The sequence below is a fragment of the Nitratiruptor sp. SB155-2 genome (assembly GCF_000010325.1).
Classification (GTDB): domain Bacteria; phylum Campylobacterota; class Campylobacteria; order Campylobacterales; family Nitratiruptoraceae; genus Nitratiruptor.
The window spans coordinates 43,742-61,440 of record NC_009662.1; the positions used below are offsets into that span (position 1 = coordinate 43,742).

Here is a 17,699-nt window from a genome sequence, read left to right on the forward strand (position 1 = left end):
AAATTGTAACACTTATTACTTAAAATTGGCAAAATTTATTGTTTATGTGTGGCAGCATATTCTGGTGTACAAAATATCCCGCAATGGCACTTTCCTTCTTCGGGAATCTCTTTTTCAATTGCCGGCTTACAAGGACAGATTCGATCATCTGCACTTTTAAATTTTCCATTCTCTTCGATCACCATAAAACATGGACAAAAGCGCTTTCCATACATGAGTTTGTTTCTCGCCAGACCCATAGTGACACCCTCGTTGACCTCTTCGTTTGGATTGTAGACCCATCCAAACTGCTGACATACTTTATCGGTAAATTTTTTCGTTTTTTCCAGTTCATCCAAAAATTCCTGGCTACTCATATCTACATTTTTTCTTTCAGCCATCATCTTCTCCTTTTGATTTTATTTATCATACCAGCCAAAAGATTTAAGGAATTTGAAATAGATTTACTCCACTCCCGTTTTAGAATCGATAAAGAGACACTCATCAAGCTCCTCTTTATTGCCATTTTTGTAAAACCTGGTGATAACCTGACGCTCCCCTTTGATGATTGGCGCTACCAATATGCCCTCATCGTGCAATTGATCGAAAATATTTTTCGGTACTGTTTCGATCGCTGCCGAAAAAAGAATACGATCGTAGGGAGCGAACTCTCTCCAACCAAGCATGCCATCGGCGTAACGGACATGGATGTTGGAGGTACCAAGCTCTTTGAAACGCTGTTTTGCTTCACGTACGAGTCTTTCGATTCGCTCTACCGTAAAGACTCTTCGAACGATTCGACTCAAAATGGCTGCTTGATAGCCACTTCCGCATCCTATCTCTAATACGCTGTCTGCTCCGACTGGTTCTAAGAAATGCGTCATTTTTGCTACGGTCAGAGGGGAACTGATCCATTGGTTCCCGGCAATGGGAAGGGCATCCAGTTTGTAGGCGTGATGTTTGAAACCAAGGGGTACAAAAAGTTCTCTGCGAACTGAGGCGAAGGCTTCTTTGATGGGAGGCTCAAGAGGAAAGATCGTATCGATATTGTCTGCCATTTTTTGGCATTTTTGCAGCTCTATTCGTTCTATAATATTCATAATCCTATGTCCATGTAGCGTCGCATTTTTTTGATGGCTGATAACTCTACCGTTTTATTGAGAAGCACTTTTCTGTCATCTTTGTAAGGGATACCGAAAGGGTCAATAATGGCACTGCTTTTGGCCATGTCTGCATTGGCGCTGTTGCTTGCTATGACAAAACATTGATGCATGAGAGCTAAAGTTTGGGTGAACTGCTCCAAGTGGCGTTTTCTAAGGCGCCCCCACATGGCAGGAACAAGAATGATATCAGCTCCTTTGAGACGCTGCCAAATTTCGATGAAACGCAATTCGAAACAGATGAGAAGTCCAAATTTTTTACCATCTATCTCAAAAAGATCGATTTGATCTAGATTGCCTGCACTGAAATAGTCCGTTTCACCCCCAAATTTGAAAAGCTTCACTTTTGGCTGTTCATGAACGAGCTTTTCTTTATATAAAACTTTAGCGATGTTGTAGAACTTGCCTTTTCGTTTTTCTATTTGGGTGTAGCAGATAATTCGGTTTTTGGAAAGTGGAAGAAGTTCTTCGAGTGCTTTTTGGCCAAACTCGGCGGCTTCTTCAAATCTATCGTAGGCAAATCCAGTGAGTACCACTTCAGGAGCGACAACGATGTCGCCGCTTTGTTGGATCAGTTTTTTGAAGGTTTTTAGATTTTGATCAAAATCTGCTGTTGTTTGACACTGGATTGCACTAAAAATCATCGAAATCGAGGCTGCCTTTCGAGTAATTGGTTACATTGCCTTCAAAGAAGTTCGTTTTTTGATCGTTAAACTTACTGAAATCATCTACCCATTTGATAGGATGCTCCACATTGTACATTGGCTCTAAACCAACTCGTTTGAGCCGATCATCTGCAAGATACTTGATGTATTGTTCGATGATCTCGTCGGTTAGACCCAGGATTTGTCCCTGAGTGATATATTTGCCCCAACTTGTTTCTAGATCCACTGCCCCTTCAAACATTTTGTATACATCGTCGATAAGCTCTTTTGTAAAGAGTTCAGGGCGCTCTTTTTTGACGGTATTGATCATGTTTTGGAAAATGAGCAAGTGGGTGACCTCATCTCTTTGGATAAATCGAATCATCTGAGCACTTCCAAGCATTTTCCCGCTTCGAGCGAGGGTGTACATGTAAGTGAATCCGCTATAAAAGTAGATACCTTCCAAGATCTGGTTTGCAAACATCGCTTTGACGATATTTTCATCACTCGGATTGGCGGCCAGCTCTTCATAAACGTGTGCGATATAGTCGTTTTTTTGTTTGAGTTGGAGGTCTTCTCGCCACAGTTCATAAATCTCATCGGTGTTTTGGCTGATAGAATCCACCATCACCGCATAGCTTTGGGAGTGTAAAGCCTCTTCAAACGCCTGGCGTACCAGGATAAGGTTGATCTCTGGAGCGGTGATATATGGGTTGACGTTGTCTATGAGGTTATTTGTTTGAAGGCTATCCATGAAAATGAGCTGAGCCAAAACTTTGTCGTACGCCAGTTTTTCTGCATCTGTCAAAAGCTTATAATCCCTGGCATCCTGGGTCATATCCACCTCTTTTGGAAACCAGGTGTTGGCCAGCATCATCTCCCATAGATTATATGCCCACTGGTATTTGATTTTATTGAGCTCAAAAATCCCCGTAGGATCGCCGCCAAAGACTTTTCGCTCATTGACGCTTTCGTGTGATTCGGGGTTGTAGATCTTTTTGCGATGGTATGTCATTTCATCCTCCTAAGAGCTTCCTATACTCTTTTGCCAAAAAGTTTAGAAAACTCTTTTGTTAAAATTGGAGAACTATTTTAGCATAAAGGCAAAATGATGAAAGTAGCCACCACTTTTGGGGCATCGAAAGCCGATCAAGATTCGTATGAGTATGAAGAAGGGATAGCACTTGGCCGGTTTTTAACGCAACAGGGTTTTTTGGTGAAGTGTGGCGGATACGGTGGGCTCATGGAAGCGGTAAGCAAAGGAGTCTATGAAGCTGGCGGTACCTGTATCGGTATTGGTTTGGAGGCATTCGATCGGTATCGTCCGCCAAATCCATATCTATCCAAAAAAATTTTGGCAAAGACTCTGTATGAGAGATTGGAGCTTTTGATTGAGGGAAGCGAACTTTTTGTAGCCCAAAGAGGAAGTATCGGCACACTCAATGAGATCTTTATGGTCACAGCTTTGAAATATGGAGGATTGAAACCCGATATTCGAATCGTTCTACTGGGGACAGAGTATAAAAAAATGAACTGTTTTGATGAAAATTTTTTGGAAAATGTGGAAATCTATGATACGCTAGCGGAGTTTCAAAAAAATTTCTAAGGAGTACAGATGATTGTGGTTCATACAAGGTTGCCTATAAAGCCAGAGTTTCAAGAGCAGTTTGTCAAACATCTACGAGAAAAAACCGGTATCGATTTGAGCGATATGGAAGGATTTGAGGGCATGCAGATTCTCACACCTCTTTCGATTCCCCATATGCCACCAAACAATACCTTTATTGTTGAAACAAAATGGAAAGATTTGCAAAGTTTTCTTGGATATACGAAAAGCGATACTTTCAAAAAATCGCATGAGAACCTGCCACCCAAAGAGTGGTTTGCTGCTCAGCCTAGCGTAGAGGTGTTTGAGGGTTAGCCCCTCAGACCTTTCACCCACTCTTCCATTGCATTGTTTGCTACGGGGTTTGGTGCTTCGAGAAAACTGATGACGAACTTTTCTCCCAAATCCGCAACACCGATACTTCTTGGTCGCACACCCATGACTTCCGGTTTTGGAAGCTCTTTTCCAAAACAAAATACAATATTTTTCGCTGCTTGGATATCAGGACTTACCTCTCCTTCAGTAAGACTTTTTGTATGTGCGTAGTGATCGAATGTTGCTATATAGGTTGCCACTGGATGAGATTCGATTTTTTCTTTCAGATAGGTAATGATCTCATCGACACTCTTTTTCCCTGTCTCTTCTTTATTTAATTCCAGAACAAACAAAGGATATTTTTCCATTAATGTCATCTGTTTCATACTGCTCCTTTAACGAGAATGTACATAATTATAACTATAAAATATGAAAGTCATTAAATAGAATTATATAAGATGGGTATATTAAATTTTTTGCAAGATTTGATCAAGTAGTGAGGTGGGTAGAACTCTTTTTAATGTAGCCAAAATAGATGAAGCTTTTGTGATGTAATATCTGGGTTTTACATGCGATGCTTGCATAATATCCACAATGATTTTTGCTGCCTCTTCACTGGTGAGAGTAAATGGAGGATTGCTTGTACCTTGCATTCTGGATAACTCTGTTTCATAGGCATATTTGTGAGGACTCTTTTGTATATCGATATATTCTAAAAATTTTTGAAGAGCGTTGGTACGAAAATTGCTTATAACGGGTCCGGTATTGAGAGTGATGACTTCTATACCACTTTCATGCAGCTCCAAACGCAATGTATCGGTATAGCCCTCAAGGGCAAACTTGCTGGCATTGTACGCACCGCGATATTTCAAAGCCACAAGCCCCAAAATGGAGCTATGTTGAATGATTCGACCACGGCCCTGTTTTCGCATAACTGGAATGATTTTTTGCATTAATGCATGCCAACCAAATAGATTGGTTTCAAACTGCTTTTTCAGTGCTTCAAGAGGCAAGTCCTCCAAAGCTCCAGGTTGGCCGTAAGCAGCATTGTTAAAGAGAATATCCAGTTGGCCTTCGCTTTTTTTCAAGATCTCTTCGATGGCATTGTATATTGATTGAGTATCGCTTAGTTCTAAATAGATTGGTTCCAAGCCGAGAGTGGCCAGCTTTTGAAGGTCCTGCTTTTTTCTTGCTGTTGCAAAGACTTGAAAGCCCTCTTTTTTGCATAGTTTTGCAGTCTCCAGTCCTATGCCACTGCTAGCACCAGTGATGAGTACTACTTTACGCATCTGGGATGAATTTCAGACAGACTCCGTTGATACAGTAGCGCAAGCCCGTTGGAGGGGGACCATCTTCAAAAACGTGACCTAAGTGCGCTTTGCATTTGGCACAATGTACTTCCGTACGAATCATTCCATGACTCGTATCGGTAGACTCTTCTACCACTTCAGGTGCAATGGGCTCATAAAAGCTTGGCCATCCAGTACCTGAATCGAACTTTGCTTGTGATGAAAAAAGAGGTGTCTCGCAGCATTTGCATAGATAGGTACCTTCTCTTTTTTCGCTGTACAAAGGGCTTGTAAAAGCTGGCTCCGTTCCATGCTCAAACATCACATGGTATTCAAAGGGTGTGAGTTTCTCTTTACATCTCATAGTCGATCCCCAACTCTTTTGCAGTTTGGATATATACATTGTAATCGTGTGCGTTATGTAACACGCATATAACCTCCATTTTATAATAGGCGCACTCTTTTAAGAACCAATCAATGGTAGAGAGTGCTATTTGACTCGATTTTTCGATGGGATACCCATAAACGCCGGTGCTTATGGAGGGAAAGGCGATGGAGTATAGTTCATAGCTTCTGGCTATACATAAGGAGTTTTCGTAGCAGTGACGCAAAATAGAGGCTTCATTATGTGTGCCTCCACGCCAGACAGGACCCGGTGTATGGATCACCCATTTGGCTGGCAAGTTGTATCCGTGGGTAATTTTTGCCTGACCAGGGTTTGCACCACCTAACGTTTTACACTCTTCTAAAAGTTTTGGACCTGCTGCTCTATGAATCGCTCCATCAACGCCCCCTCCTCCAAGAAGCGTCGGATTGGCGGCATTAACGATTGCATCAACGGGAAGCTTGGTGATGTCGCCTAGGATGATTTTTATTGACACCCTAGGCACTCCATACTTCTATCAGCTATATCTTGTGCAACTTCTGGTGATTGGCTTCTGAGATAGTAGGTCGATTTGAGTCCAAGTTTCCAAGCGAGGGTATAGATCTCATGCAAATAGCGTCCACTCGCTTTATCGAGCCGGATAAAGATATTAACGCTCTGGCCCTGGTCGATCCATTTTTGACGAACGGCCGCCGCTTTGATGAGCAGGCGCTGATCAAGGTCGTATGCCGGAGTATAGTATTGCCAGGTATCTGGACTGAGGTTCGGTACCACAACGGGAATGAGCCCAGAGAGGTTCTCTTCAAACCATTTTCTCTTATAGACCGGCTCAATCGTTTGTGTTGTTCCAGTAAGAATGGAGATGGAACTAGTAGGAGCGATAGCCATCAAGTAACCGTTTCGCATCCCGTCTCGTTTTACTTTTTCTCTGAGTTCATTCCAATCATAGATATATCCGAAAAGTCCTCCTCGATCGGGAGTCAGTTTTTTTGCCTCTTTGTTGGCTGTATCGATAGGAAGGATACCTTTGGCCCATTTGGAGTTTTCAAAAAGTGGATAAACCCCTTTTTCTACTGCTAAGTTGGAGCTGGAGCGAATGGCGTTGTAGCTAATCATCTCCATAATCTCATCGATCTTTTTGAAGTGCTCATCACTTCCCCATTCAATTTTGTGCTCAGCCAACATCTGCGCTTCGCCCATGACACCTAAGCCGATAGAGCGTGTCTGGAGGTTTGTCTTTTTCACTTTCTCCAGTGGGTAGAAGTTGAGATCGATGACATTGTCAAGCATTCGAATGGCGATAGGAACAACCCGTTCGATATCCTCTTTCGTATGGACTTTGCTAAGGTTTACGCTGGCAAGGTTACAAACAGCTGTCAGCCCGTCAACTTTCTCTTTTTCGACGATGAAAACCTTTTTTCCGTTAATCGAATCGATACTTGAAATCTTTTTCGCTTTTTTTACGATACCCGTATCGATGCGAATTTCTTCTTCTTCGTCGTAATATTCGACGCTGCCATCTTCATATTTGATCTTGATCTTGTAGTAGTTCGGTTCTGTGTTTTGAAAGATTTCCGTACAAAGATTCGAGCTTCTAATGATACCTGCGTGATCGTTTGGATTACACTTGTTGGCATTGTCCTTGAAACAAAGAAATGGACTTCCCGTCTCAAAGTAGCTTCTTAAAATCAGTTTCCACAACTCTTTTGCCCGTACCTGCTCTTTGAGGATATCGTCTCGTTGTTCATATTCCAAATAGCGTTTTTCAAACTCTTCTCCCCACACTTCTGTAAGATCGCTTGTCTCATATGGATCGAACAGTGTCCAGATACCATCTTCAGCAACCCGTTTCATAAACAGATCATTGATCCAAAGGGCAGGAAAGAGATCGTGGGCACGTCTGCGCTCCTCACCGCTATTTTTTTTGAGATCAATAAAATCTTTGATATCCATGTGCCACGGTTCGATATAGACAGCGATTGCTCCCTTTCTCGTTCCCAATTGGTCAACTGCTATTGCGATATCATTGGTGATTTTCAAAAAGGGAACGATACCACCGGCTGCATGTTTGTGTCCGTCGATATAGCTACCCATCGCTCTTACTCTGCTCCAGTCCCAGCCTATACCACCGCCATATTTACTCAGTAGCGCCATCTCTTTATAGCTGTCAAAAATCCCTTCGATATTGTCCGGTGTCGAGCCGATATAGCAGCTCGAGAGTTGGTGGCGAGTGGTTCTGGCATTGGAAAGAGTCGGTGTGGCCACCATCACTTCAAACTTGCTGATCACATCGTAGAACCGTTTTGCCCAGCTTTGGCAATCGAGTTCATTTTGAGCCAAAAACATTGCAACTGCCATAAAAAGCTGTTGGGGTAGTTCTATGGGGTTGTTGTTCCTGTCTTTGAGAAGATATCTGTCATAAAGTGTTCTGATACCAAGATAGGTGAACTGCAGATCTCTTTCGGGTTTGATGTAGTCATTGAGATCATCAAGATCATATTTTTCTTTCAGGCCCGGGATGATTCTGCCCTCTTTCTCTCCCTTTTCAAAATATTCTCTTAGGTGTCTATAGCCGGTAAAGCCGCTTACTTTATGATAGAGATCATACAAAAAGAGTCTGGCTGCTACAAAACTCCAATTGGGTCTATCCACATCGATCTTATCGACTGCCGTTCGTATGAGTGTCTGCTGGATCTCTTCTGTGGTGATGCCATCTCGAAACTGAATTTTTGCATCGACTTCCAGCTCACTCTGGCTTACACCTTCCAGTCCCTCACAAGCAGCTTTCGTATATTTTTGGATTTTTGTGATATCGAGGGGCTCTACTCGACCATTTCTTTTGACGACGCGGATCATTAACCCTCCTCTTTAAAAACTCTTGCGAAAATCCTGTCCACATTTTTCGTATAGTAGCTATAATCAAAAAAGCTTCGTATCTCCTCTTCACTGATCTTTTGAGTTAGCTCTTTATCTTCGAGAAGGTACTGCAAAAAGAGGCTCTCTCCCCGTTCATTAATTGGTGCATGCCCCTCTTGGATCTGCTCCCACACTTTCATGGCGTTTCTTTGTACGATTTTGTATGCATCCTCTCGTGTTACACCTCGTTTGGTAAGTTCAAGCAGTACTCTTTGGCTAAAGACAAGACCTCCGGTAAGATTGAGATTCTTCATCATATTTTTTGGATAGACCACAAGATTGGCAATAACGTTATTGAGTCGATGTAAGGCAAAATCGAGGGTGATAAACCCATCTGGCAAAATGAAGCGCTCCACTGAGGAGTGGCTGATATCTCGCTCATGCCAAAGGGCCACATTTTCTAAAGCTGGCATAACCATAGAGCGTATCTGCCTTGCAAGACCAGTTAGGTTTTCACTCAAAACAGGATTTCGTTTGTGTGGCATAGCTGAGCTTCCCTTCTGCCCTTTGCTGAAATACTCTTCTGCTTCATACACTTCTGTTCGTTGAAAATGTCGAATGTTGACAGCAATCTTTTCGATAGTGGAAGCAACCAGTGCCATTGTGGTAAAGAGTCTTGCGTATCTGTCTCTTTGAACTACTTGATTGGAGACAGGTGCCGGTTTGAGACCAAGTTCTTCACACACATACTCTTCAAGCTCCATCGGCGCATGGGCAAAGTTCCCCATGGCCCCACTTACTTTTCCAACACTTATCACGTCAAGAGTCTCTTCGAGGTTTTTGAGATGTCTTGCAAACTCGTCATACCAGATCGCCAAAACGAGTCCAAAAGTGATAGGTTCTCCATGGATTCCATGGCTTCGTCCTACCATCAGTGTCATTTTATGTTCAAAAGCTCGTTTCTTGATAGACTCCATCACCATCTTCACATCTTCGATGATAAGTTTCAATGAGTCTCGCATCTGAAGAGCTACGGCCGTATCAATCGTATCAGAACTTGTCATTCCGTAATGTACCCAGCGTGATTCTGGTCCTAAAGATTCAGCTACGCTGGTCAAAAATGCAATCACATCATGTTTCGTCTCTTTTTCAATCTCATCGATTCTTTTAACATCAAACTTTGCATTTTTTAAAATCTTTTCCATATCTTCTTTTGGAATGAGTCCTAGGCGGTTCCACGCTTTTACTGCAGCAAGCTCAACATCGAGCCATGCCTGATACTTTGCCTGTTGTGTCCATTTTTCAGCCATCTCTTTTCGCGCATATCTCTCTACCATTGCCATCCTTTTTCATGAAAAAGCTTCTTTAAAAACTAACTAAACAGAGTGGGACAATAGCAAATTGTAACGAAACGAAAGCGTTAAAAATTTGCTTTTTTGTTGAACCTGTTTTAGTTAGTAACTCTTTGAAATTTACTATAATGCTATCAAAATAAAACTTCTGAATTCATTAAAAGGAAAAGCTTGCCGTTTATTCGAAAAATAATAAAAACTAATAAGCCAATTAAACTTTTCCTTCTGCTGATGCGTTCATTCAATATTTCACAATCGCAAGCTCAAAAGATGATCGATACAAAAAAAATTTACCAAAACGGAAAACTCTTAACGGATAAATCGGCAGTCGTAGAGGGAGAGATAGAAGTTATTGTATTTGAACCTATCACAAAAGGATTGAAGCCGATATTTGAAACAAAGGATTTTGTACTCTATGACAAGCCAAGCGGAATAATGGTCCATCCAAGAAATAGAAATACACACTATACATTGATCGATGAGATTCGCTATCGATACGGACCTCAAGCGAATATCGTTCATAGAATCGACAAAGAGACGAGTGGCCTTGTGCTTGCCAGTACAAACAAGGAAGCAGAAAAAGCGCTTAAGCAGATGTTTGAGCATAAGCAGATCCAAAAACGCTATTTGGCCCTGGTGCGAGGAAACATCGAAAAGCAACTCGTGATCGAAGAGCCAATTGCGCTCAACAGAGACTATTCGAAAATCAAACTTAAAGTAAAAATAGATCCATCTGGAAAATATGCAAAAACTATCATCAATCCTTTGAAACAGTTTGGCTCTTTTACCCTCGTAGAAGCAATACCAATTACCGGAAGGCAGCATCAGATCCGTATCCATTTGTTTCACGTGAAACATCCAATACTGGGCGATCCGATCTATGGCCCGTCTACAAATGAATCTATTCGGTACTTGGATGGTTTGATGGATGAAGAGGAGCGTTTGGTAGTGACGGGAGCAACGAGGCTGATGCTTCATGCTTATGCAGTAGAGTTTACCTACAATGATACAAAATATAAAATTGTCTCAAAAAAGGACTTTTTGCAAGAATGTTTAATGAGAACTGAATAAATTGAGTGAAACAATAACAAATTTTAACGGAACAAGAGCGTTATAAAAATTGCACTTAACCTGTAAGGGCGCTTTAGCGTTTGCAATTTTTAGCTATTGTGAAGTGTTTAAAATTTGTTCTTTGCTTGAACTCATTTAGTCAGTTTATTTAGAATATATACTTAAACTATTCGGTGCAAAATCTCTTTTTGCTCAATAAAACGTTTCATGTTTTCAACAGATATTTTTCTGATTCTTTCCAAAGCTTCTTTTGTATAGTAGGCCATATGGGGCGTGTAACGGATATTTGATTTTTGAATGAGTTGTAAAAAGTCGGACATTGGATTTTTCAATAGCTCTTTTTCTCCCTCAAATACATCGAGTCCTATTCCGTAAATATGATCGCTAAGATACTCAATAGCTTCTTTACTGATCACTTCGCCTCTGGCAACATTGATTACGACCGCATGGGGTTGGAGAAGTTTGGCTTTTTGTATATCTAACATATGGTAGGTTTGTGGTGTCAGAGGAACTGCAAACATAATAACATCACTGGTTTGAAGGAGCTCTTCATAGCTACATTTTTCAATGTTGTATTGCTTGCAAAATGTTTCATCAAAGTGGTGTGTATAAGCTTTTGTTTTCATACCAAAGCCTGAAGCGATACGTGCCATCTGTTTTCCGATAGTCCCAAGCCCAACTATCCCGATACTTTTTTCAAAGAGCTCAAATCCCAAAAGATCTTTATAGACAAAACTGCCCTCCTTGGCTCTTGCAATAGCGATATCCGTTTTTCTTGAGATATTGAGCAGAAGCGAAAAAGCAAACTCTGCAACCGGAGGACCAGCATATCCTTGAACATTGGATACGATAATACCTCGTTTTTTGCACTCTTCCAAATCGATATGATCAAACCCAGTGGATCGTGTTTGGATGTAGCGAAGATTGGGGAGAAGTTCTAAAACCAAACGATCTATTTTGGAACGTACGAAGATACTGATCGCTTCATACGCTTTTTTCTCATGCACTGCGTGGTTGATATCTTGTGTAAAAAAATCGATTTTTGCTTCCAGCTGTTGAAAAACTTCTTGGCACTCTTTGTCTGCTTCAAAAATGGCTATGTTCACTTTTTCCCTTTAAAAGTAACGACGATGAAGCCTATAAGGCCTACTAAAACGGTTCCGGCAATGATAAGTATCATCGCATCATCAAGCATTGTCATCTTTATGCTCCTCATGCTCTATGGTGATTTTTACAAATGCTACTACCATAAAAATAACGGCAATTATAAGGATCATTGCCATTATTAATTCATAGTTTTTAAAGGGTACATCCATGACTTTTCTCCTTTAGCTGTCCGCACGCAGCACTGATATCGAGCCCTTTGGACTCCCGAATGGTGCACAGCACGCCATGGTCCAAAAGATATTTTTGAAAAGCTTCTACATCCTTTGGTTCCGGTCTTTGGAATGGGCTTCCTGGGTAAGGATTGAAATAGATGAGATTGACTTTTGCTTTTATGCCATGGAGAAGCTTGACAAGTTTTTTCGCTGCTTTCAAATCATCGTTGAGATTCTTGATCATGAGATATTCAAACATCACTCTTTTTCTTTGGTCGATTGGAAACTCTTTGACAGCTTGTATAACGCTTTCTATATTGTATGCTTTGTTGATTGGCATCAGTTTTTGCCGTAGTTCATCATCCACTGCATGAAGACTGATTGCAAGGAGTACTCCAAGATTCATTTCCCCTAGTTTTTTGATCTTTGGTGCAAGGCCGCTTGTCGAGATTGTTTGGCGTCTTGGACTGATGCTCATTCCATGCTCATCGCTAAATATCTTGACTGCTTTTGCGACATTTTCAAGGTTATCCAAAGGTTCACCCATGCCCATATAGACAATGTTGACTCTTCTGTTTGCTGGAATATTGTTGTCTTCTCGGATAGTAAGTACCTGTTCCACAATTTCACCGGGAGTCAGATTGCGAACGAACCCTCCTTTGGCAGTGAGACAAAATTCACACCCTACCTTGCATCCCACCTGGCTTGAAACGCACACAGTATAGCGCGCTTCTTTGAGTATATTCCCCTTTTCATCTCTCTCCTCTTTCTTCATAGGAAGCAGTACACTTTCCACCGTATGGCCATCCTGTAGCCCCAACAGATACTTTTTGCTTCCATCTTTGCTTACCTCTACATTGAGGATTTTTGGTGGAGTGATAGTGAATTTTTCTTTCAGTTCTTCACGCATCGATTTTGGAAGATTGCTCATACTCTCAAAATCTTTGGCCCCCTTTTGATAGATCCACTGATATATCTGATTTGCGCGAAATTTTGGAGTGACTTCTTGCTGCAGTTCTTCTTTTGTGAGATCTAAAATATTTTTCATACTCGAAATTTCTCCTTGATAAAACGTTCCAATTTGTTCATAGCTTGACGTATATTCGATTTATACGCTTCATGGGCATTCGTATCACAAAAATTGGTCACGACGAAAATACCAGCGGCTGGAATTTCAAACTCTTTGGCTACTTGCAGTACAGAAAAAAACTCCATGTTTTCCAAGCCTATCCCTGCTTTTTGAAAATATTCCCATGAAGAACTGTCAGTGGTTATATAATTGGATGAGTTGACAATTGTTTCATGTGAAACATTCAACCCTTCACTCAATACAACATTATCTATCGGCGTGTATGATTTTTTTTGCCAAAATGAGAGTTCGATCTGTGCAGCCCCTCTGCTTTGGACTATATCGAAGATATTATATTTGCCGTAGCTGCCTGCAGAACCGATAAAAAGTAAGAACTCCGGTTTGTCAAAAAGAGCGAGTCGCGTAAGATTGATGCTTGATTCGATAAGACCAACTCCTATAGGATATGCAAAGGGAAATATTTCTGATTTTCCAGCACAAACTATCATAATCGAACCGGTATCCCTTCATTGTGTAGATAATGTTTTAATTCCATGATATCGATCTCTTTGAAATGAAAGATACTTGCCGCCAGGGCTGCATCTGCATGACCTTTTGTAAAGGCATCTTTGATATGTTCCATTGTTCCTGCTCCCCCACTTGCAATGACCGGAATATCAACAGCGTCACTGATAGCACGTGTGAGTTCCAGGTCATATCCCGCTTTTGTACCGTCTGCATCCATGCTGGTAAGCAGTATCTCGCCGGCTCCTCTATCATATACCTCTTTTGCCCACTCGATGGCATCTTTGCCGCTATCATGTCTGCCGCCAGCAGTAAAGACATGCCAACCATCACCTACTCTTTTAGCGTCGATTGCTACTACAATGCATTGACTTCCAAAACGCTTTGCAGCTTCATCTACAAATTCCGGTTTTTTCACGGCAGCCGAGTTGATACTCACTTTATCGCATCCTACAGCTAAAAGCTTATAAATATCATCCAGCTCTCGAATACCGCCTCCCACCGTTAGCGGTATAAATACCTCTTTTGCAACCTCTTCAACGATGTGTACGATGGTATCTCGTTCTTCATAGGTTGCGGTGATATCGAGAAAAGTTATTTCATCAGCTCCCTCTTCATTGTAACGTTTCGCAACTTCAACTGGATCTCCGGCATCTTTGAGCCCTACAAAATTGACCCCTTTTACAACGCGTCCTTTATCTACATCAAGACATGGAATGATACGTTTTGCAAAGTACTCTTGCATTATCAATATACCTTCTATAAGTTTTTGTATATTATACTATCTTTATGAAGATCGAGCAGTTTCAAGAAATTATCAAAATCTTGCGTGATGAGTATAAAAAGTGGGACGCGCCCGCAAAGAGGCTATCACAGAGTTATACCTACAAACGCACTCCATATACTATTTTGATATCCACTCTTCTTAGTTTTCGTACAAAAGATGAGGTAACCTTCGATGCGGCGCACAGGCTTTTTTTGCTTGCAGACAATCCATATGATATGCTTAAAGTTCCACGTGAAACAATCGAACAAACAATATATCCTGTCGGATTTTATAGACAAAAAGCAAGAAGTATTCAGGCTGTTTCAAAAGAGCTGACAGAGAGATTTGATAGAGCAGTTCCAGACACGCTTGAAGCGTTGGTGAGCATAAAAGGTATTGGCCATAAAACGGCCAAAATAGTTCTTGAAAATGCTTTTGGAAAACCTTATGTGGCGGTAGACACCCATGTGCATCGCATCTGTAATATATGGGGACTGGTAAACACTGTAAGTCCACAGGAAACAGATAAGAGACTCGAAAAGATGTTGAAAGAAGAAGATAAAAGAGGACTCAATAAAATCCTCGTTTCATTTGGACAGACAATATGCAAACCGCAAAGGCCACATTGCGAAGAGTGTCCATTAAAAGAGAGATTGAAGGATTTTGACATAGCATGTAAAGTTTCGTGAAAATATTTGACATATTTATATAAACGCGCTATATTTAATCCATTCTTTATCAACGATAGGATACAATCTTTGGAAGTTGCGGCAAAAAAGAAATTTGGACAGAATTTTTTAAAAGATAAAAGTGTAGTCAACAAAATCATCCAATCGATGCCCAATACAGATAATGTAATTGTAGAAATTGGGCCTGGATTAGGTGATTTGACGCAAGAGCTATTGAAGAAGAAAGATGTGATAGCTTTTGAGATCGATCCAGATCTATGTACGCTATTGCAAGAGAAGTTCTCTGAATCCCTTGAGAAGAGAGCATTGAAACTTCACTGTGGTGATGTACTGGATCGATGGAAGCAGCATCTTGTGGATAAAGAGTATGATCTTGTAGCCAACCTTCCTTATTATGTAGCGACCAATATCGTTTTAAGAGCTTTACGGGACCCAAACTGTAAGAATATATTGGTAATGCTACAAAAGGAGGTAGCGGATAAGTTTTGTGCAAAACCTGGACAAAGAGAGTTTTCAGCTCTTTCTGTTTTGGCCGGGTCGGCTGGAGAGGTGCAAAGAGTTACGGTTGTGAAACCAAACTCCTTTACTCCTCCACCAAAAGTGGATTCGGCTGTCATTTTGATCAAAAAAAATAGATCAATTGATGATGATAATTTTGAGACTTTTTTGAAAATTGCTTTTCGACAGCCAAGAAAAACTCTTTTAAAAAATCTTGCACAAAGCTATCCCAAAGAGCTACTGCAACAACTCTTTCAGACACTGGGTGTTGCTTCCAATATTCGACCTCATGAAGCTAGCACATCTATCTATCACCGGCTATACGAAATGTTAAAGGAGAAGATAGATGGAGCAACAACCCAAAAGCAACCAACAAAACGGGAATCAGCAAAGAAATCAACAACGTAGAAATCAAAACTACAATCAAGGTGTCTATAAAGATATCAAAAGGGCCCTTGCTGCCAATGAACGTATGCAGCAAAGTCGTTTGACTCCTAGAGTGAACACAAAAAGTAACGCCAAAGTGAAAATCACTCCTTTGGGAGGACTTGGAGAAATTGGCGGAAACATTACCGTTTTTGAGACGGAAAAAAGTGCTATCGTAATCGATGTTGGGATGAGTTTCCCAACAGAAGATATGCATGGCGTCGATATTTTGGTGCCGGATTTCTCCTACCTTCGACAGATTAAAAACAAAATCAAAGGGATTGTCATCACTCATGCCCATGAGGACCATATCGGTGCAGTGCCCTATCTTTTTAAAGAGATGCAGTTTCCAATTTACGGTACTCCCCTTCCCCTTGGTATGATTGGGAATAAATTTGATGAACATGGTATGAGCAAGTATAAGAGCTATTTTCGCTATATCGAAAAGAGAAAGCCGATCAAGATTGGAGATTTTGAAGTAGAGTGGATGCATATGACCCACTCCATTATCGATGCAAGTTCTTTAGCTATTACCACTGAAGCGGGAACGATTATCCATACGGGAGATTTCAAAATAGATCATACGCCAATAGATGGATATCCGGCAGATTTGCATAGACTCGCATACTATGGAGAGCGAGGCGTACTGTTGCTTCTTTCGGACTCAACAAATTCTCACAATCCTGGGATTACGAAATCGGAAGCGAGTGTCGGCCCAACATTTGACCTGCTCTTTTCCCGTGCAAAAGGTCGGGTTTTGATGAGTACATTCTCCTCAAATATCCACAGAGTCTATCAAGCCATCGAGCACGGCATCAAATATGGAAGAAAAGTATGCATTATCGGACGGTCTATGGAGCGAAATTTAGAGATCACTATGGAGCTCGGTTATGTGAAATTGCCACAAAATATCTTCATCGAGCCACATGAACTTGGCAAATATAGAGATGATGAGATTTTGATCGTAACGACAGGAAGCCAGGGCGAGTCGATGAGTGCGCTATATAGAATGGCGACAAACGAGCATCGTCATGTGAAAATCAAGCCAAGCGATACGATTATTCTCTCAGCCAAAGCGATTCCGGGAAATGAACGAAGTGTTTCAAGCCTTATCAACTTTATCCAAAAATGTGGGGCAACGGTGGCGTATCAAGACTTTAGCGAAATCCATGTCTCCGGCCACGCGGCTCAGGAGGAACAAAAATTGATGCTGCGCCTTGTGAAACCAAAATTTTTCTTGCCGGTGCATGGAGAGTACAACCATTTGATGAAACATAAAGAGACGGCCGTGAAATGCGGTATTCCAGAACGCAATATCTATCTCATGAGTGATGGAGATCAGATTGAGGTGAGTCCAAAGTATATGAAAAAAGTAGGAACGGTCAAAACAGGAAAAGCCTATATCGACAATCAGCTCAATGAAGAGATTGAAAGCGATGTGGTGATCGACAGACAGAAAATGGCTACAGAAGGAATCGTTATCATTGTGGCGCAAATCGCAAAAGATACGAAAAAATTCATCACTCCACCAAAAGTCTCCAGTTTTGGACTTGTAGCGGATAAAAAAGATAAAGAGTTCGAAAAAGAGATCAGTACGCTCCTTGAGCAGTTTTTGATGAATAAGCCGGAACTTGTCGAAGCTCCGAAAAAGTTGGAGAACGATTTTCGACAGGTTGTTCGAAAACATATTTTTAGAAAATACAAAAAATATCCGACAATCGTTCCAACGCTTTTCATCATGTGAGGAAGG

The 17,699-nt window shown here is 41.2% G+C and carries 20 protein-coding genes and 1 pseudogene; 6 read left to right on the top strand and 15 right to left on the bottom strand.

The annotated features are described in order from the left end of the window. Nucleotides 1-50 precede the first annotated feature (50 nt). From NIS_RS00230 to NIS_RS00245, 4 genes and pseudogenes are all read right to left on the bottom strand, one after another. Nucleotides 51-380: pseudogene (locus NIS_RS00230) on the bottom strand (ferredoxin-thioredoxin reductase catalytic domain-containing protein); the annotation flags it as partial. Nucleotides 381-443: 63 nt separating this feature from the next. Then, nucleotides 444-1,079: a protein-L-isoaspartate(D-aspartate) O-methyltransferase gene (locus NIS_RS00235; RefSeq protein WP_011979589.1), complete on the bottom strand. Its 636-nt coding sequence runs from the start codon at nucleotides 1,077-1,079 to the stop codon at nucleotides 444-446. Beyond that, entirely contained in the window at nucleotides 1,076-1,783 is a 708-nt protein-coding gene (locus NIS_RS00240; protein ID WP_011979590.1) for a carbon-nitrogen hydrolase family protein, read from the bottom strand. The genes NIS_RS00235 and NIS_RS00240 overlap by 4 nt, the downstream gene beginning before the upstream one ends. After that, on the bottom strand, nucleotides 1,773-2,798 hold the full coding sequence (locus NIS_RS00245; RefSeq protein WP_011979591.1) for a ribonucleotide-diphosphate reductase subunit beta: 1,026 nt from the start codon (nucleotides 2,796-2,798) through the stop codon (nucleotides 1,773-1,775). The genes NIS_RS00240 and NIS_RS00245 overlap by 11 nt, the downstream gene beginning before the upstream one ends. A gap of 96 nt (nucleotides 2,799-2,894) precedes the next feature. On the opposite strand from NIS_RS00245, the gene NIS_RS00250 reads away from it, so the two are divergent. Then, the gene (locus tag NIS_RS00250; protein WP_041353941.1) at nucleotides 2,895-3,389 is read left to right on the top strand and encodes an LOG family protein; all 495 of its coding nucleotides are present in this window, start codon (nucleotides 2,895-2,897) and stop codon (nucleotides 3,387-3,389) included. 9 nt (nucleotides 3,390-3,398) lie between these two features. Beyond that, nucleotides 3,399-3,704, top strand: coding sequence for an antibiotic biosynthesis monooxygenase family protein (locus NIS_RS00255; RefSeq protein ID WP_041353942.1), 306 nt, complete (start codon nucleotides 3,399-3,401; stop codon nucleotides 3,702-3,704). On the opposite strand, the gene NIS_RS00260 is transcribed toward NIS_RS00255, so the two are convergent. The 6 genes from NIS_RS00260 to purB form a co-directional block, all read right to left on the bottom strand. Next, nucleotides 3,701-4,090 carry a DUF6858 family protein gene (locus NIS_RS00260; protein ID WP_011979592.1) on the bottom strand — a complete coding sequence of 130 codons (390 nt, stop codon included), beginning with the start codon at nucleotides 4,088-4,090 and terminating at the stop codon, nucleotides 3,701-3,703. The genes NIS_RS00255 and NIS_RS00260 overlap by 4 nt on opposite strands. 81 nt (nucleotides 4,091-4,171) lie before the next feature. Continuing rightward, nucleotides 4,172-4,993 (bottom strand): SDR family NAD(P)-dependent oxidoreductase, encoded by an 822-nt coding sequence (locus tag NIS_RS00265; RefSeq protein WP_011979593.1) that lies wholly within the window; start codon nucleotides 4,991-4,993, stop codon nucleotides 4,172-4,174. Then, nucleotides 4,986-5,357, bottom strand: coding sequence for a peptide-methionine (R)-S-oxide reductase MsrB (msrB, locus tag NIS_RS00270; protein ID WP_148164048.1), 372 nt, complete (start codon nucleotides 5,355-5,357; stop codon nucleotides 4,986-4,988). The genes NIS_RS00265 and msrB overlap by 8 nt, the downstream gene beginning before the upstream one ends. Beyond that, nucleotides 5,347-5,874 carry an O-acetyl-ADP-ribose deacetylase gene (locus tag NIS_RS00275; RefSeq protein ID WP_011979595.1) on the bottom strand — a complete coding sequence of 176 codons (528 nt, stop codon included), beginning with the start codon at nucleotides 5,872-5,874 and terminating at the stop codon, nucleotides 5,347-5,349. The genes msrB and NIS_RS00275 overlap by 11 nt, the downstream gene beginning before the upstream one ends. Further along, a complete protein-coding gene (locus NIS_RS00280; protein ID WP_011979596.1) occupies nucleotides 5,865-8,234 on the bottom strand; it encodes a ribonucleoside-diphosphate reductase subunit alpha in 2,370 nt (789 codons plus the stop codon). The genes NIS_RS00275 and NIS_RS00280 overlap by 10 nt, the downstream gene beginning before the upstream one ends. After that, complete coding sequence (gene purB / locus NIS_RS00285) at nucleotides 8,234-9,571, bottom strand: adenylosuccinate lyase (RefSeq protein WP_011979597.1); 1,338 nt, start codon at nucleotides 9,569-9,571, stop codon at nucleotides 8,234-8,236. Before purB ends, NIS_RS00280 begins: the two co-directional genes overlap by 1 nt. 285 nt (nucleotides 9,572-9,856) lie before the next feature. Between purB and NIS_RS00290 the strand changes: the two genes are divergently transcribed. After that, nucleotides 9,857-10,657, top strand: coding sequence for an RluA family pseudouridine synthase (locus NIS_RS00290; protein WP_197524230.1), 801 nt, complete (start codon nucleotides 9,857-9,859; stop codon nucleotides 10,655-10,657). Nucleotides 10,658-10,818: 161 nt separating this feature from the next. Here NIS_RS00290 and NIS_RS00295 read toward each other — a convergent pair whose 3' ends face one another. The 5 genes from NIS_RS00295 to hisF form a co-directional block, all read right to left on the bottom strand. Beyond that, entirely contained in the window at nucleotides 10,819-11,763 is a 945-nt protein-coding gene (locus tag NIS_RS00295; RefSeq protein WP_011979599.1) for a hydroxyacid dehydrogenase, read from the bottom strand. Between the two features lie 81 nt (nucleotides 11,764-11,844). Continuing rightward, nucleotides 11,845-11,973: a hypothetical protein gene (locus NIS_RS10395; RefSeq protein WP_255322335.1), complete on the bottom strand. Its 129-nt coding sequence runs from the start codon at nucleotides 11,971-11,973 to the stop codon at nucleotides 11,845-11,847. Further along, nucleotides 11,957-13,024 carry a 23S rRNA (adenine(2503)-C(2))-methyltransferase RlmN gene (rlmN, locus tag NIS_RS00300; protein ID WP_011979600.1) on the bottom strand — a complete coding sequence of 356 codons (1,068 nt, stop codon included), beginning with the start codon at nucleotides 13,022-13,024 and terminating at the stop codon, nucleotides 11,957-11,959. The genes NIS_RS10395 and rlmN overlap by 17 nt, the downstream gene beginning before the upstream one ends. Beyond that, complete coding sequence (locus NIS_RS00305; RefSeq protein WP_011979601.1) at nucleotides 13,021-13,554, bottom strand: purine-nucleoside phosphorylase; 534 nt, start codon at nucleotides 13,552-13,554, stop codon at nucleotides 13,021-13,023. The genes rlmN and NIS_RS00305 overlap by 4 nt, the downstream gene beginning before the upstream one ends. After that, nucleotides 13,551-14,315 (bottom strand): imidazole glycerol phosphate synthase subunit HisF, encoded by a 765-nt coding sequence (gene hisF / locus NIS_RS00310; protein WP_011979602.1) that lies wholly within the window; start codon nucleotides 14,313-14,315, stop codon nucleotides 13,551-13,553. Before hisF ends, NIS_RS00305 begins: the two co-directional genes overlap by 4 nt. Nucleotides 14,316-14,359: 44 nt before the next feature. Between hisF and nth the strand changes: the two genes are divergently transcribed. The 3 genes from nth to NIS_RS00325 all read left to right on the top strand — a co-directional run bounded on the left by nth (nucleotide 14,360) and on the right by NIS_RS00325 (nucleotide 17,693). Next, nucleotides 14,360-15,025: an endonuclease III domain-containing protein gene (gene nth / locus NIS_RS00315; RefSeq protein WP_011979603.1), complete on the top strand. Its 666-nt coding sequence runs from the start codon at nucleotides 14,360-14,362 to the stop codon at nucleotides 15,023-15,025. A 69-nt stretch (nucleotides 15,026-15,094) separates the two neighbouring features. Beyond that, the gene (gene rsmA / locus NIS_RS00320; RefSeq protein WP_011979604.1) at nucleotides 15,095-15,931 is read left to right on the top strand and encodes a 16S rRNA (adenine(1518)-N(6)/adenine(1519)-N(6))-dimethyltransferase RsmA; all 837 of its coding nucleotides are present in this window, start codon (nucleotides 15,095-15,097) and stop codon (nucleotides 15,929-15,931) included. Further along, nucleotides 15,870-17,693, top strand: coding sequence for a ribonuclease J (locus NIS_RS00325; protein ID WP_011979605.1), 1,824 nt, complete (start codon nucleotides 15,870-15,872; stop codon nucleotides 17,691-17,693). Before rsmA ends, NIS_RS00325 begins: the two co-directional genes overlap by 62 nt. Nucleotides 17,694-17,699: the final 6 nt, after the last annotated feature.